Source organism: Olivibacter ginsenosidimutans (assembly GCF_039542865.1).
Classification (GTDB): Bacteria; Bacteroidota; Bacteroidia; order Sphingobacteriales; family Sphingobacteriaceae; genus Olivibacter; species Olivibacter ginsenosidimutans.
Genome location: NZ_BAABIQ010000003.1, coordinates 1 through 17009, shown reverse-complemented (window position 1 = coordinate 17009; position 17009 = coordinate 1). Strand labels below are relative to the sequence as shown.

Here is a 17009-nt window from a genome sequence, read left to right as displayed (position 1 = left end):
ACAAATTGCAAAACCTGGCCCATTTTTTCTTTTTTTATTATTTGCTGGGAAGTTCCACTTTAAAAATTGATCCCACGCCGTATTCAGACTCAACAGAAATGCTTCCTCCGAGCTTATTTACCATGCTTTTAACGTTATAAAGCCCTAAGCCACTGCCAGGTTCATCCAAAGAAGCCCTAAAGAAAATGTTAAATATTTCGCTAAAATAATGTTCTTTAATCCCAATTCCAGTATCTTTTACCAAAAAAGTTGCAATTCCTTTATTTACTTCTATAACCACTTCTACCAAACGTTCATCACTCTTTTTTTTCTGGTATTTAAAAGCATTCGAAATTAAATTGGTAAGAATCAGCCGGAGACCTGTTTCATCACTTGTAAAAATTTCTTTAATATTTAGTTTGATCACAAATTGAACTTCTCTTGAACTGGCAGATGCTTCGTACATTTCGAGCAGATCATTACTTAAGGCACCGAAATCGATTTCCGAAATGGAAAACTCACCTCTTCTTACACTATAGTAATCATGAACGTTCAAAATGTATCTATCCAAACGTTCTGCAGAATGGCCAATGATCGTCAATATCTCTCGAATTTCATCTGGATTGTCAATATCCTTAGCCAATTGTGCGGCCGACATAATACCCGCTAAAGGTCCCCGAATATCGTGGCTGACACTATGGGCAAATTTATCCAATTCGACATAGGCCCTTTCTAGTTCACGGTTCTTTTCTGCCAATAAAGAAGAGGCTAAATAATGCTGATTGGCCTCTGCGATTATACGTAATAGGACCTCTGTTTTCCACGGTTTTTTCATATACCGAAAAACGTTACCCCTATTAATCGCTTCTACAACGGCATCTAAATCCCCTGTATAACCGGTTACTAAAATACGAATGGCATTTGGAAATTCTTTTCTTAAGGTTTCGAAAAACGCAGTACCGGATTCTTCCGGCATATGCTGATCAGAAAATACCATCCGCATATCCGGATGCTTACGCAAAATATCATATGCATGCCCTACGTTTTCTGCTAAGAATATCTTATATTTATTCCGCAGGCTCGCCTTAAAGCTTATCAAGTTGTTTAACTCATCATCTACATAAAGAATTTTGATATCTTCTTTCATCTAGCCAAGAATTTATAATATAGTAGAAAGCCCGTCGCCATTGGAGCCATTTTAATCACCTATTTCGGCCCAAACTAACACTTTAAATTTTATATGGACAGTTCAGATCCTTAGAAAGACGTCTATCCCAATAAATTGAAACAGTCCCGTTTGAAAAATTTTGCACCTTCGTTGACCGTTTATATTCACTTCTGCACATTTTGTGTAACCTAAAAAATTAAGCAATGGACTTGATATTTGACCATTTAATTACAGGCATTCCTTACGAAAGGCAGCAAAGTTTAAAAAAATTGGCTAATGGGCTGATTAGCTATATTCCAGATACGCCCGATGGATTTGAGGTTACCTTAACTCCTCATCCTACACATTACACCTTAATGATTAATAAATGGTTTCAATTAAATTGCATGATATATGAAGCAAAAAACTATTTAGCATGGTGCCTCTCTCCCTATTGTCAAATTACCATCGTTTCCAAAGATGAAAGTTGTTTTCAGACCCTTCAGTATTTCACCGGTAACGCTTGGCAAGACAAAGAACGTATAAAAATTTTAGATTTTGGTGTTACCCAAAAAACCAATGGCGTCTTATCCAATCACCTATTAACACCTGATCCGACAATTATTCAGCATATCTTTTCCACAACCTATACTATCGCTTAGTTTTTACATGTAATTGCTTTTTATATGCAGATGGACTAACGCCAACTAATTGCTTAAAATGCCGATTAAAGGATACCTTGGAATTAAACCCGCACTCATATGCCAAATTTTCTATATTCATCTTTTCATCCGTTTTCTGAAGCAGCGCTAACGCATAGTTTATACGTAATTCTCCCAAAAAGCTCGTAAATCCCTTATGAAATCTTAGACTAAACACTTGCGATAAATGGTGCTTAGGTATATGTAAGGATTCTGCTAATTTATCAAGATTAAACAATGGATCTAAAAAAAGTTGTTCTTCCAACATAATAGCCTTAATTTGCTCTTCATATAAGGCCAATTTCTCTTCATTGATAGCAGATTTACCATAGATTAGTGTTGGCTTACCCTTATCATTAATCAAGGGGGCCTCCTCTTTCTCAACCTCTTGCGGAACATAGGGCTCAATATATTTTACAATAAAGAGCTTATGCCTAAACAGCATAACCGTCAGCACAAGCATCATCAGATAAATCATCAATCGTGGGAGGTATCGATCTGGACTAGATTGACTTGCGACGACCATACCTGCTGCCAAATACAATAGGCCAAGCAAAATCAACATAATGACCGCTGTATTTAATAATCGTTTTAAGGCCAACGAAGGAATCTCCCTAGGAAAAAACCAAGTCCATAAACCATAAATAAGAAAGGAAAACAGCATAAAATTATATAATACCTCCCTATAGGATACAAAAAACGGTGCATCTTTATCAATCCCCTTAGCAATTAAATAGCAGTACATCATATATGCTATCATAAATGGCAAACAATGTAAGCAAACGGTAAATTTACGCACATGCCGATTAGTAGCTGCTGATCGTACTGTAAAATATAACAAGGGACAATACAGTAGTCCGTAAGGTGCAGCCCAATCCAATTCCCTTCTATCTGGGAAAAACGAAACGCAGCATAATACGTGGGCGGCATGTACAACTAACAAACAGATACCAACAGTAATCACTCGTTCATAGGGTGGCAATTTCATTTTTGGTTTAGCAGCCCGCAACGCCAAAAGCCCTACAATAACTACCGCTAATAAAACCCATGAAATTAGCAAATTAAATAATCCATACATAGCGCTCGCAAAAATGCTAATCAGTAAATTTAATGTCTTTTCTTTTGATATTCTGAAGGTACACAGCCTTTATAGGCTTTGAAGTAACGATTAAAAGAAGTTTTGGAACTAAACCCTGAAGCATGTGCCAACCATTCAATCGTGTAACGCTTACTCTCATCGCTTTCCATCAGTTTAATGGCGTGTTCTATCCTGTATTCCGCAATTAATTGGTAAAAACTTTTACCAATCTCCTCATTAAGGAGTTTGCTACAAATATATTTAGGAAGATCTACTCGTTCCGCTAATATTTCCAATGAAATATTGGGTTTAAGGTAAAGCTGTTCGTCTTGTAAGCAATCATAAATTTTTTGCGCTTCTACGCTAGAAGAAATTCCTTTAAACTCATCGGAAAGCTCCATAGCGTTTGGCGTTTCCACTAATTGTCCAATCACCTCCGGAAATTTTTGCTTTAATATTTTGGTTACAAACAAATAATACGCCATAAGGAATAGGGCAAAAAGTAAAATACCATAGATCATGATGTCCAATCGAAATCCCCAATTCCTTTCGCCAAGCGAATTTAGGCTAAAAAGACCTAACGGAAATGATACTGCCAAACACAAAAAAACCAGCATATCCAGTAAGCGATCTTCCAGCTCATACAATTCAAATTTCTCCTTAAACCTGACGAAAAGAATGCTCAACGGATAAAAGAATAGCGATAAGGTCATTGCCCACCAATAGCCCATGTAATAAAAAGGAACCATCACGGTATAAGTATCCCAATTGGCAATATTAAAAAGACATAAGCCTGTATACAGCAATGAGAAAAAATAAAAGGGAATAAGGTGGATATTGGTCAACTTACTATTGATCTTACTTTCAAGTCCATTCCGTTTAAAATAAGCTTTACGTACTAAAGGCCCATAAAGTAATCCAAACGGAATGCCTATATTTAAAACAATAGCTAATAAATGTAACGATACACATTCCAGTAATAATAAAATTATACGCTTTACATCAGAAGATTTATTATGCTGCTTAATAATTAAAGATATCACCCAAAGCTGACCCAATAAAGCAATCCAGTAGGAAATCACCATGTAAATACGTATTTGTTGTTTAATAAATCAGGTTTTCTTCTATCAATTAGGGCTCTAAATTTTAATATAAAATAATCTCTATAGTTGATCTGCGTCTATTATTGATTGATTTATTACGGTAAAAATAACAAAGCTACTGTTTTTACACAACGAAAATCGAATAAAATGAATACAAACCGGAATACTTGTAAAAAAAAACTAGTTTACCTAATTTTGCAAAAAATTTGAGGGGATTAAATTACAGGATGCATCACATGCTGTAACGCAGAAAAAATGAGCGGAACGAATAACAGAAAAACTTCTTCTATATTATTAGTAGAAGACAATCCAACTAATTTATTTTATTTAGAAACCATCATAAAAAAATACTTTCCAGCCCTGGCATTATTCATTGCCCGCAACGGAAAGGAAGCAGTGAATGCTTATAAAGAATTCTTTCCAGAAATTATTCTGATTGATCTTCATATGCCTATTATGAATGGAGATATAGCAGCCAAAGAAATTAGGGCTTGTGCTAAAGGTACACCACACAGTCCCATTATCATTGGTTTAACAGCGTCCTTGCCTACCTTATCAAGCAATACATTTCAACAGTACCTAGACAAGTATTTGGTAAAACCCATTACTAAAGAACAACTTCATTTAGTGTTAAATGAACAGCTTGCAATCATCGATCAGCAGCGACAACATGATCTAAGCATGATGCCGCACCATGATTTTGAAGAATTGAGCGTATCGCTGGGTCATGACGATGCATTGATTGCCGAAGTGCTGTCCTATGCAGCTAATTATTTGCAGGATTTCCCTATAAAAATGGCTCTTTTAATTGAACAAGAAAGTTGGCCTGAACTGGTTAAATTAGCCCATGAATTAAGGGGCGCTGCGCTTAATGCCCGTTTGCCTTTACTAGCCAATTTAGCTTACTTGGTAGAGCATCAGGTTCATTTTGATAAGACAGCTGTTCTCCAACAACTTGAGCAAATCAAACATGAAATACAGACCTTAATTCCGTTAATCACCCCATATACTGCTTAAAAACCTGTTTAAATTCATCTTATCATCTTTTCTGACTTCTTTTAGCTACTATAGCAATATCGTTATCTAATTTTTTTTACCATATAAAAACGACTATCGGGCAAATGACCAAGGGGGCTTAAACACTTTATTTCGATCGGAATGAAATGGAGTAGATGCGGTCTTCTCAACCGCAGTAGAGATCCTATACCAAACAAATCCTTCGGCTATGCTCGGTATGACGAACAAAAGAGCTACGCTTCAATCGATATGACGAGCCGTGTTATCGTTTTTAGGCAAAATCCAGATAGCTATATAAATTTTAAGGAATACTAAGATTTATACGGAATTGTAAAAACGAATAAACTTCCTTTCTGTTCCCCTTCGCTATAAACTTGTATGCCTCCACCTTGAAGCTGAATCAATTGTTTACAGATATATAGCCCTAATCCAGACCCCCCTTTCTCGCGCGAGTTATTCGCTTGGAAATATTTGGAAAAAAGACTATGCTGTATTTCCTTTTTTATCCCAACTCCAGTATCTTGTACTTCAACCGTTAATAAAAATTCCCCTCGTGTCTGTGCAATTAATTTCGCACGGACGTTCACTTCCCCCTCGTCGGTAAATTTTATCGCATTGTTGAGTAAATTGAGGAGCACTTGCTTTAATCTAAATGAATCACCCTTCACAATTTTATCTTCTGCTCCACTAAATTCGAAACGAAGTGCAATTTTCTTCTTCACTGCAATAAAACGCATGGTATCAACCACCCCTAAGATTTCACGAAAAGGTACAAAAGGCCTAATTTCAATCATCTTGGTGGTATCATGTTGGAATTTGGTAATATCTAAAATATCATTTACGGTATTCACGAGCATTTCTGATGCCACTTGGATGCTGTCAATCATCTTGCGATGTTTTTCTTCCAGTTCATCTTCGTGCATCAGATCGATAAATCCTGTGATGGCCATTAATGGGTTACGAATTTCGTGACTCATCCTTGCCAACATTTCGGAACGTTCTTCTGCAAGCTGAACGGCACGCATATTCTCTAATTTATAGCGCTTCTCTGTGTTATCAACCTTCTTAATATAATAAAATAACAAGATCAAAAACAATATAATCAAACATAGGATAAACATATTAAAGTGATCAAGCATGCGTGTAGTGCTCGCATGCTCTTTGAGATATTCCTTCTGTCTAGCCTGCCAATTAGCGCTGTAATAAGCACGAATGTTGGTGATGACTTCTCGTAGCTCTCGAACAAGTTTTAGATTAGATAAGACCAACTCTTGCTGATAAACAGATAAATTGATGTGTTCTAGTTTCAATCGGTCCAGTACTGCCGGTGTCAGTATATCTTTTGGTTTATTTTCTTCAGCTAAATTTAAAAGTTGTTCTTTTTGTTTGATAATAATTGTGGCCGCTACCGAATCTTTATGCGACTTATTCAATACAGCATCTTTCAACCTACTAAACAGGCCTCTTTTTTTATGTTCTTTCGCAGCGCTTGTATTGAAAATAGTATCCGTTATAACAATGGTTCTATTCGGAACTTGCCTTATCGTGTGACGCTGACTCCTTTGTTGGATTTGTTTAAAATTTTGTTCGGTATTCAGTAACAAGGAATCAAAATCTTTCTTCATCTGAAAAACTTTTGACGAAAGATCAATTTTTCCGGCTAACATCCTTTTTAATAACTCTCCCTGTGGAGATAAAGTCGTATCTGTTTCCTCATTGTTCACAACAATCGTTAATCGATCAAAGATATCATCTAAACTCGAGCGATAAACTGCAAATTTTGAACTATCTCCATCAATTATAGCTTCCTGATAGTTATTATCAGCCCTATTTAAATCCAATAGCATGATCGTAATCACATCATATTCTGGAGAAACCGCTAATTTTTCACTTAGGGTATCAAGTTTACTGGAAATACTATATCTCAAGTAAAAGGCCCCCAGCATTAAAAAGCAAACCATCACCAGAAAAACAACTACAATCTTAGTTAAGTTATTGAACATCCTTTAAAAATTAGTTAAACCCACAGTAAATCAAGATCGTCTGTTCAACGAAATGGCTTCAGATAGAAAAAAACGCCGCAAAGGTACAAAGTAGCCTAACAAAATCCATAAGCGAAAATGCACAAGAATGTACAATTAACGTATTAATTAATTGGGAAGTACAACTTTATTTAATTGATAAGGTTAATCTTATTCCCTAAGCGGTAAATTTGCGCCATCTTACTATTATCAGTCAACAATTAGATCCTCATGGCAAAAAAAAGAATACTCATTACTGGAGCTGCTGGATTTTTAGGTTCTCATTTATGCGATCGCTTTATTAAGGAAGATTTTCATGTAATCGGTATGGATAATCTGATTACAGGAGAATTGCGCAATATAGAGCACCTATTTCATTTAGAGAATTTTGAATTTTATCATCACGATGTATCCAAGTTTGTCCATATCCCCGGCAAACTAGATTACATTTTGCATTTTGCTTCTCCAGCTAGTCCGATAGATTACCTGAAAATTCCGATACAAACACTCAAGGTAGGTTCGCTAGGTACGCATAATTTATTGGGCTTGGCCAAAGCAAAGCACGCACGGATATTAGTAGCTTCCACATCTGAGGTATATGGAGATCCCATCGTTAGTCCACAATCAGAAGAATATTGGGGCAATGTTAATCCCATTGGACCACGCGGCGTATATGATGAGGCTAAGCGATTTCAGGAAGCTATGACCATGGCTTACCATACTTTTCATAAATTAGAAACCCGTATTGTACGTATCTTTAACACGTACGGTCCGCGAATGCGACTAAATGATGGCCGTGTCCTACCTGCCTTTATCGGACAGGCTTTACGAGGTGAAGATTTAACTGTTTTTGGCGATGGTTCGCAAACACGTTCCTTCTGTTATGTGGATGATCAGGTAGATGGGATTTACCGCTTATTGTTCAGCGATTATACACAACCGGTCAATATCGGCAATCCAGACGAAATTACTATCAAGCAATTTGGCGAAGAGATTATAAAGCTCACCGGTACTAAACAAAAGCTTGTTTATCATGATTTACCTGTTGATGATCCCAAGCAACGCCGACCAGATATCAGCAAAGCACGCGCGATCTTAGGATGGGAACCGAAGGTCAATCGGACAGAAGGACTAAAGATTACTTATGCGTATTTTAACTCGCTTCCTGAAAAGGAAATCTTACATAAAGATTTTACCTATTTCAATAAGCATTAATGACTCTAAGACCAACCAACATATAACCTAACCATTCAATGAAAGCCCCTGAAATCAGGGGTTTTTGCTAATTAACACCACTATTATTGTACGGCCGTTAGAGAATCAATACTTTTGAACGCCGTTGTTATAGACGAAGATCAGCATCATGTCATGAATAAAACTTGGTTTATACGATATTGCAATGGATTACTTCTATTGCTACTTTTTGCTTCCCCTAGTTATGCACAATATAGTTTACCCGAAGTTCCTAATCCGAAAATCGACGGACAAGATTTTTATGTAAGCAACCCTGATGATATTATCTCCACATGGGCGGTCGATTCAATGAATAAAATCGCTTCGGAGATCGATAAAAAAGCTACCGTGGAAATGGCTATCATCATATTGGATGATTTTCAGGGAGAAGATGATTTCGAATTTGCGCTAAACTTATTTAATACATGGGGTATCGGTAAAAAAGATCGCAATAACGGATTGTTGTTATTTATTAGTAAAGATCGCAGAGCTTATCGTTTTATCTCGGGTTATGGTCTTGATTCACTTTTGCCGGATATCACCTTAAAAAGAATTGGTGAACATTACCTCGTACCTTATTTTAAGGCGGATCATTATGACAAAGGTTTACTCATGACCATGCAGGTACTTAAACGAGTATTACTTGCTCCAGATAGCGTTGCTGAATTAAATAACGTGCTAAAAAAACCGTCTTTCTGGAGTAGAAATCGTGCTTTATTTCGTAATACATTAATCGTTTGCATCTTGTTTTTCGTGGCTTTTAATTGGTCATCTTATGTTATCGATAGGAAGATACTGCCTAAGAAAACAAGGAGAAAAACGGTTAAGCCTGATTATTATCCACTTTTAAGTGGTTGTTTCATTACCTTTTTTCTATTCTTCGCCTCTATTTTTATCTGTCTGGTTTTTGCTGACAATCCTTTTATGTTACTCCGGTTTTCTTATATACCTTGGTATATAGCTATTGTAGCAAGTTTGGTTTTAACAACACAATACTATGACACCATTAAACTAATCAAAGATGCGCATGAGGATGAAGTAAATCTTACTAAGACACTTACTGCTTATACTGCCTATATGGCTATCCCTATCTTACTCGCACCCTTAACCCTGTTTTCGATAGTTAGTATTTTCCGTCGAAGAAAAAAACTAAAGCAACGACTGATACCTCCTGATACTAACCATCAATGGGTGCGTTTAAATCGCGATGATCTCAAAAAGCGGACACCATACCTCAATGCAGGGCAGGCTATGGAAGAGCATTTACAGGCAAAAAGTTATGAAATCTGGCAAGAAGAAAAAACTGGAATGATCAAGGTTACTGCATGGATGGGGAATAAGGCTAAAGACTATCGGCTATGCCCTTCTTGCGGCTACCAAACCTTAGAACCTCCCTATGTCAAAACGCTCAAAGCAGCAACATATACAACTGCAGGTGAAGGAGAAAAAATAGAGCGATGCGCCAATTGCAATTATCAGCATTCGCTAGGCTTACTCGCCTTAGCTAAAAAGGTAATGGCCTCCACCTCCAGTCATTCAGATACTGCCAATAGTAGTAGTAGCAGTAGCGACAGCAGTGGCAGCTGGGGAGGTGGAAGCAGCGGTGGCGGAGGTGCAGGAGGGCATTGGTAAAACGATCCGATATAGGTGTCAAAACATTTTTAATTAAACGTATACCTCAGGGTTAAGCCAAATGTTCTGGGATCACCCAATACGGCTGCGTAATGACCAGCATTACCTGCCGCTGGCAACAACTGCTCGAAATAATCTTTATCGAGCAGATTTCGGCTCCACACGAAAAATGCTATGTTTTGAGGTGTTTGAAAACCTATACGTGCATTCAATAATAGATAACCATCAACATTCAAATATGTAGAGGGTGAGGGGCTCGAAGAAAATGAAGAGCGATAAAACCCATCTACAGCAATGAAATATTTTCCACTTAAGCTAATTAATTTGCCTGAAACGCCCGTTTCACCTCCCAAAGATCCTGCCCATTTGGAAATCCCAGGTAATTCTCCTCCCGAAATATCTTTATATGCCGATTTTCCACCGGTTTCCTCTAAAGGAACGGGAGCATTTTTAAACGACACATATTTGCCATCGGTATAAGCCAACGATCCATAAAACGATAAAAGTGGATTTACCTGTATACTTCCATCAAACTCCGCTCCGCGAACACGTACTTTATCTGCATTAGCTAAGTAGCCACGATTAACGCCTACCTCCGCTGTCTGTACCTGTGTCTGGAAATCTTTAATATCCGTATTGTAAATAGTTACATTGACAATTGATCCTGCACTTGGTCTTGTTTTTATACCTATTTCGTAATGTTGTACATACTCTGGTTTTATTTTCGCTAATTCCAGCATGGGTTCTCCATTACTAGTAGGTAAACCACCGAGATTTAATCCCACGGGTTTATAATTCGTCGAAAACGTAGCATAAGCATTTAGTTGCTCATTGGCTTGATAAGCTAATGTTAATTGACCAGATAAATTGGTGTTATCGGTATTTACATTAAAAGCCTGATCACTATATACTTCTTTTTTAATAGCCAATAAATCAGGGTCATCCGTATCTAAACCTCCGTATGTTTGCCTCTTAAAGTCAACTTTTTTCTCGTCGTAGTTAAACCGAAGTCCAGGCAGTAAATGTAATTTTTCGGTAATAGACCAATCTAATTGACCAAATACCGCTCCGCTGAAAGAAGTAAGCTTGGAACGCGTATGAATGCCATATCCATCTAATAAACCTGGAGTTGTCCATAAAGGACTGGTTGAACTCTGCGAAAAACGCCATTGCGCAGCTCCAGATTCCTCCGTATGGTAAGGATCGGTCTTTAAGTTTTGGCCAATAGCATAAACACCAAAAACACCACTTAAACGAGATGAAAAATCACCTGCATAACGAATTTCTTGCGACCATTGCTGATGTTTGGAGGGAGCTTGCGAGAGGGTGAGTACAGGCAGACCTGTAAAATCCCGGTCATTAGACGGTCCCCATTTCCAATACCGCCAAGCGGAAGTAGCGGTTAGGGTGCCGGATCCTAACTGTACATCTACATTAAGAGATACACCTCCTAGATCATTATTCGATTGCCAAGGCGTATCATGATCAATTTTACGATCAAAAGGATTCCGGCTAGGTAAGTCATATCCTAAATCGGCGATAATATTTTCAAACTGTCTATAGTCTGCTCGTTGGGTTGGCACCACTCCGGCAATTACCTGCGCATAACCAACCGGTCGCTGTCTGGAAATATCCGCAGCAAGTGTCAAACTGGTTTTGCTCGATGGCTCATATAATAACTGTCCTCTAGCGCCCAAATTATTGAGATCATTGACATGCTGCTGCGTGGCTACATTATATAGCATCCCGTCCCGTTGCGTACCGGAAAAAGAGATTCTCCCAGCCAATTTGCTACTTAATGGTCCGCTCACCGACGTTTTCGCCTGAATATAGCCATAGTTACCATAACTAGCTTCAAAGATAGCTTCTGGTGTAAAACGGGGTTTACGAGTAGTGATATTAAACGCTCCGGCAGTGGTATTTTTTCCAAAAAGTGTCCCTTGTGGCCCTCGCAGTACTTCAATACGCTCTACATCAATAAAATCAAGCGTAGTTGCCGCGGGCCTGGCATAATAGACCCCATCAACATAAAAACCAACACCGGGATCAATCCCATCATTAGTAAGGCCAAATGTCGAACCCAGTCCCCTAATATTTAATGTTGTATTCCGTGGATTGGAAGAATACAATTGTACCGATGGAATCAATTCTTTCAATCGGTTCACATTAAAAGCACCTGTATTTTCTACCTTAGCACCGCCAATAACCGAAATAGGAATAGGTATATTTTGAGCACGCTCCACCCGCCTTCTAGCCGTTACCGCAACCTCAGACAATACTTGATCGTCTAGAGCAAGTGCAATAGTTAATGGTGTATTTTGCGCCGTCGCAAGCACTTCTTGGGTTTTATATCCAATATAACTGACCGTTATGGTAAACGGAAACCGTTGTGCCGTATATAATGTAAACCCACCTTCATCATCTGTAGTCGTACCATTTGTAATACCTTTGATCTGAACAGATACACCTTTTAACGCAGCCTTAGATTGTGCATCAACAATTTTACCTTTTAATACCGTATTGATTACCGGATTGTTTTGACCACTTGCCGTGGTGTAGATCATGGATAGCACTGTAACGATTAGCGCGATTGGCAGGTGGCTATAAAATAAGTGTACAAAAGTCTGATGGACTTTTTCGCTAAATTGCATAATTTTGTAAGGGTTTAATTGAATCGTTTGAGATAGGTCGCAACGCCAATTGAGTGCCTATTTCTTAATTTTAATCCCAAGAAGCCGCTCACGCGGCTTCTCTTATTTATCACTAAAGTATCGCTGTATTCATGAACACATATGACTCCTTTCTTTTCTGTATTTCTGCCATTCCCTTCCATGGCGCCTGTTTCGGACACAAAAGTAGAAGAATATTTTTTTAAAACAAATATAATCTATAGAATTTATAGATTATAGTAATCTAAACGATTATCGATCATCATTTCATCTACTTTTCAAGCTATTGAACAGCTCTTGAATAATTCGATTTTGTTTTAATTTTTGGACGCATCCTAAATCACTAAAAAAGCAAAAGCCCTGCATTTGGGATACAGGACTCTTGCATATAATCAACCTAAACCTTATTAAATAAACAAGGTCCTTCAAAAAAAGTTTTTCTGTTTTTTGATTTTTTACTCTTTAGGTCCTGTACGTTGCGCCAAACCAGCAACTGATCAGAAGATTATTATTTCCCTGATGGGCAATAACTTCCTAACAGTTTTTCCCCTTAAATTGACACGGGTGATTTAAGATTAACAAAACCATCTTAAATACGCTTTCAAGTGATAGTATCTTTATCAAGCGCTCTTTTTACGCCATCAATAATCAATACACCAAGCAGGCCACCTATTGTATTGAAGATGATATCATCGATATCTGCAAAACCTATATTGGTTACATATTGAATCGTCTCGATAACAGTACTAAAAAGAAATGCTGAACTTAAAAGTTTCCAATAATTACGAACGCCAAATACAATAAAAAGAAAAAGTGGCAATGGTGTAAACATGATAATATTACCTAGAATATCAAGATAAATACCACTTACTTCGTATCCCTGTGTATAGAGATGCCATTTCGTTTCAAATGGGATCCAACGAAAGTGCCACTGCCTTGGATTCCATGTAGGATACGGACGGCGTCTTGCAAAAAAAACGACATAGAGAAGAATAACAAAATAAAGCAGGCTCCAGAGTTTCCAGAGCCTGTTCATCCATGACTTTTTCACTTGTTAAATATAATGTTCACCAAACTGTTTGGCAGCATCAGCTACCACTTGCTTCACTTCCTGTTCGCTATTAATCGGACAAATCAATAGCGTATCGTTTGCCTCCACCACAATATAATTATGCATATTTTTTAACACTACTTTTTTATGCCCGGGCACATTCACCATACAATTGCTGCTATCATATAAAATCACGTTATCGGCATTTGGGATTAGCACATTGCCGGCTTCATCTTGCTGGCTCAAACCATACACGGACGTCCATGTGCCCAAGTCGGACCAACCAAAATCAACAGGCAAAACGTAAACATTCCTACTCTTTTCCATAATAGCATAATCGATGGAAATATTCTCACAGGAAGGATAGTATTCTCTAATAAAGTTATTTTCATCGGATGTATTATAAAATTCCTTTCCACGTAAAAACAGTTGATGTAAGTCCGATGCGTGTAATTTCAATTCTTGTAACATTGTTTTGCTCTGCCATATGAAAATGCCGGCATTCCACAAGTAATGACCACTCGCCACATATTCTTTCGCCTTACTCATGTCTGGCTTCTCCTTAAAGGCACTAACACGATAAAATTCAGGATACATGGCCAAGGATTCATTAGCAATTTGTATATAACCATAACCTGTATCCGGTCGAGATGGTTTTATTCCTAAGGTTACTAGCATATCGTGGGAAGCCGCCGCATCTAATGCCAATTTAATATCTTCTAGAAAGCGTTCCGTATCCTGAATAAGGTGATCAGATGGAGCAATAACCACAGTCGCCTCTGGATCTAAAGCGGATATTTTATGACTTGCATAAGCAATACATGGAGCAGTGTTACGCATGACGGGCTCACCAATAATTTGAGTATGGCTAATCCCCAATTGTTCGTGAACTAAATCCACATATTTGTGGTTAGTTAGTATAAAAATATTCTGTTCTGGAATAATTCGTTTAAAACGATCATATGTATTTTGGATGAGTGTTTTTCCTGTTCCCAACACGTCAATAAACTGTTTGGGAAGGCTAGTTCTGCTTATCGGCCAAAAGCGGCTACCCACCCCTCCTGCCATAATTATTGCATAATGGTTTTTATTCATATACTCATTGTATATTATACGGTGCTTACCGTTTTCCACAAGTTATTTGGATAAGCTCCATCGACTATTAATTGGGCCAAAGCTTCTTTAACCAACGGTTTATCTTCCTGATAAGTTACGCCGAAACAAGGTGTATTGACCGGCAATACTTTAAAAGCTGCTTTCCCTTGTTGTAACAATTGTTGGGCAGCTTCAGGAATCAAGAATTCAGCTTTTGGATGATGTTTATTAGCACTTATAAAGGTTTTAAATAATGGTTCTAACAAATCAAAGATAGCGGGAGTGAATCCCCAAAAATTCATTGAAACCAAATCGTCATCATTTAAATGCCCTGGTTCTCCATCAATTTTTTCAAAAACAATATGCCGATCCTGATCTCGATAAACTTTAGCCCGTTCGTCTAAACGTTCTAAAAGTCCGCCATCGCCTACTTTACAAACACCGCGTGTAACAGGCCCGCTATCGGATAAGGTTTGGCTAATAGTATAGCCTAACAACGCAAAAGTGTCATCAGTAGCCTCATTTAACAAAAAATTAAACATCTGTTGATAGGCAACCTTTCCATAAAAATCATCAGCATTAATTACGCAGAAGTTTTCCTGAACAATTTTTCGTGCGGCCAGTAAGGCATGCCCCGTACCCCAAGGTTTTTCACGAGGGATTATTTCATTAAAGCCATATTCTTCCACCTGTGGCTCTTGAAAAGCATAGGCTACTTCTGTGAGGCCCGATAACCGTTTTCCGAACCGTTCCTCGAAAATCTCCTGATGTTCTTTTCTAATAATGAAGCAAACCTTTCCGTAACCACACCGAATAGCATCGTAAATTGAATATTCCAAGATCGTCTCATTATTCGGTCCAAAACCATCAATCTGTTTGTTTCCGCCATAGCGGCTGGCCATACCAGCTGCCAAAATTACTAAAGTGGGTTTTCTCATGGTACTGCTTTTTGAATTTGAATAGGAGTAATTTAATTTCTTTTCACATCGTCGAGAAAATAATTGTACATGAAATGAACCTGTTTAGGTATTACTGCACGCTATTCCTCTTTCTACAATTAACGTCCTCATTTAAGCAAAAAACGAGCCAATAATCCAATTTAAAGCATCTGCACAGAGACTTTACTTTTTGATAATGATGTATAAATAATACGACAAGCAGTTGAAGCAACATGAGATCAATGACTTTGGTTACAGTATCCATTCGATCGGCTAATATTACTCGCAAACAGTTAAAATGCATACAAAATTGGCTCAAAAAAACAGTTTTATTTTCATTCGACTAGCCCCATTTTTGCTTTTATAATTAAATTCTTGTAATAGTTTTTTTTGGTACGGCTATTGTAGAAAATTATGAAACGATTATCTATTAATATATTACTCTATGGAAATTACTACAACAACCATTCACGACCTTCATTGGGATTTCCCCAATTCGCAAGAGTTCAGTGCCGAAATTACCAACGGAAAAATCACTAAACTTTCTTTTAACGATGTGGGGGAACTTACCCAATCGCCCTTAGAATCTATTAACGAAAAATATTTGCGTAATATTCATCGAGCATTAAGCGGTTTATTTCAGCACCTTGATCAAATTAGAGGTGTAGGAAATTTAACAGCTGCAGAAGAAGAAAATACTGTTGACTATGATGAACGAAATAGAAGATTACGGCTATTGCAGAAAGATGAAAAAGAAATGGATGAATATAAAGAACGTGTGTTAAACTCTATTAATAAAGTATAATCCATTTTTGTTTTTTAATAGATTCACTCTTTTTAAGAACCTTTCTGAGAATAGTAAAAAGCCCCATATTTTGAGGCTTCTTACTACTATAATGTAATATATTATTAGGGGTAATTGTTAACATCCTACCGCACTCACCTTAAAGCCGATGGCTTCCAGTTTAGCNAGATCCGCTGCCAGTCATACCCCTTGAACTCGTCCCATTCCGTCAGTACCGCTATCGCATGCGCATCCCGGCAAGCCTCGTACGCATCTTCCTCCACCTTTACGTACTTCGCGTTATCTTCCTCTGAACGCGTGCCCAGGTAATCTAGGTCCGCATACACCTGCCCCGAGGGAACCTTCGGGTCGTAAACCGACAGCTGCGCCTGCTCGTACAGCAGGTGGTCAGCCACATAGATTGCTGCCGACTCACGCGTGTCGTTCGTGTCCTTTTTGAACGCCCAGCCCAAAAACGCAATCTTCTTCCCGTTAACCGTATTGTACAGCTTCCGGATGATCTTGTTCGCAAAGCGACGCTTCTGGTGGTCGTTCATCACA

The 17009-nt window shown here is 38.0% G+C and carries 14 protein-coding genes; 5 read left to right on the top strand and 9 right to left on the bottom strand.

Annotated elements, in window-relative coordinates; all coding sequences use genetic code 11:
* Positions 1-37: 37 nt before the first annotated feature.
* On the bottom strand, positions 38-1126 hold the full coding sequence (locus ABD930_RS01545; RefSeq protein WP_345229920.1) for an ATP-binding protein: 1089 nt from the start codon (positions 1124-1126) through the stop codon (positions 38-40).
* A 224-nt stretch (positions 1127-1350) separates the two neighbouring features.
* Between ABD930_RS01545 and ABD930_RS01540 the strand changes: the two genes are divergently transcribed.
* Positions 1351-1788 carry a hypothetical protein gene (locus tag ABD930_RS01540; protein ID WP_345229919.1) on the top strand — a complete coding sequence of 146 codons (438 nt, stop codon included), beginning with the start codon at positions 1351-1353 and terminating at the stop codon, positions 1786-1788.
* Here the strand turns inward: ABD930_RS01540 and ABD930_RS01535 are convergent.
* Together ABD930_RS01535 and ABD930_RS01530 are read right to left on the bottom strand one after the other, a co-directional pair.
* Positions 1778-2815 carry a helix-turn-helix domain-containing protein gene (locus ABD930_RS01535; protein ID WP_345229918.1) on the bottom strand — a complete coding sequence of 346 codons (1038 nt, stop codon included), beginning with the start codon at positions 2813-2815 and terminating at the stop codon, positions 1778-1780. The two genes, ABD930_RS01540 and ABD930_RS01535, sit on opposite strands and share 11 nt — an antisense overlap.
* 119 nt (positions 2816-2934) lie before the next feature.
* Positions 2935-3990 (bottom strand): helix-turn-helix domain-containing protein, encoded by a 1056-nt coding sequence (locus ABD930_RS01530; RefSeq protein ID WP_345229917.1) that lies wholly within the window; start codon positions 3988-3990, stop codon positions 2935-2937.
* A gap of 273 nt (positions 3991-4263) precedes the next feature.
* On the opposite strand from ABD930_RS01530, the gene ABD930_RS01525 reads away from it, so the two are divergent.
* Positions 4264-5025, top strand: coding sequence for a response regulator (locus tag ABD930_RS01525; protein WP_345229916.1), 762 nt, complete (start codon positions 4264-4266; stop codon positions 5023-5025).
* Between the two features lie 311 nt (positions 5026-5336).
* On the opposite strand, the gene ABD930_RS01520 is transcribed toward ABD930_RS01525, so the two are convergent.
* A complete protein-coding gene (locus ABD930_RS01520; protein WP_345229915.1) occupies positions 5337-7028 on the bottom strand; it encodes a sensor histidine kinase in 1692 nt (563 codons plus the stop codon).
* Between the two features lie 249 nt (positions 7029-7277).
* Between ABD930_RS01520 and ABD930_RS01515 the strand changes: the two genes are divergently transcribed.
* Positions 7278-8261: a UDP-glucuronic acid decarboxylase family protein gene (locus ABD930_RS01515; RefSeq protein ID WP_345229914.1), complete on the top strand. Its 984-nt coding sequence runs from the start codon at positions 7278-7280 to the stop codon at positions 8259-8261.
* 114 nt (positions 8262-8375) lie between these two features.
* Complete coding sequence (locus ABD930_RS01510; RefSeq protein ID WP_345229913.1) at positions 8376-9911, top strand: TPM domain-containing protein; 1536 nt, start codon at positions 8376-8378, stop codon at positions 9909-9911.
* Positions 9912-9940: 29 nt separating this feature from the next.
* Here ABD930_RS01510 and ABD930_RS01505 read toward each other — a convergent pair whose 3' ends face one another.
* The 4 genes from ABD930_RS01505 to ABD930_RS01490 form a co-directional block, all read right to left on the bottom strand.
* Positions 9941-12562 (bottom strand): TonB-dependent receptor, encoded by a 2622-nt coding sequence (locus ABD930_RS01505; protein WP_345229912.1) that lies wholly within the window; start codon positions 12560-12562, stop codon positions 9941-9943.
* 619 nt (positions 12563-13181) lie between these two features.
* On the bottom strand, positions 13182-13616 hold the full coding sequence (locus ABD930_RS01500; RefSeq protein WP_345229911.1) for a VanZ family protein: 435 nt from the start codon (positions 13614-13616) through the stop codon (positions 13182-13184).
* 18 nt (positions 13617-13634) lie between these two features.
* Complete coding sequence (locus tag ABD930_RS01495) at positions 13635-14726, bottom strand: mannose-1-phosphate guanylyltransferase (protein ID WP_345229910.1); 1092 nt, start codon at positions 14724-14726, stop codon at positions 13635-13637.
* A gap of 14 nt (positions 14727-14740) precedes the next feature.
* Complete coding sequence (locus ABD930_RS01490; RefSeq protein WP_345229909.1) at positions 14741-15664, bottom strand: nucleotidyltransferase family protein; 924 nt, start codon at positions 15662-15664, stop codon at positions 14741-14743.
* A 445-nt stretch (positions 15665-16109) separates the two neighbouring features.
* Here ABD930_RS01490 and ABD930_RS01485 point away from each other — a divergent pair, with 445 nt between their 5' ends.
* Complete coding sequence (locus ABD930_RS01485; protein ID WP_345229908.1) at positions 16110-16469, top strand: hypothetical protein; 360 nt, start codon at positions 16110-16112, stop codon at positions 16467-16469.
* A 134-nt stretch (positions 16470-16603) separates the two neighbouring features.
* Here the strand turns inward: ABD930_RS01485 and ABD930_RS01480 are convergent, their stop codons facing one another.
* Positions 16604-17005, bottom strand: coding sequence for a UDP binding domain-containing protein (locus tag ABD930_RS01480; protein WP_425571092.1), 402 nt, complete (start codon positions 17003-17005; stop codon positions 16604-16606).
* Between the last annotated feature and the right edge of the window lie 4 nt (positions 17006-17009).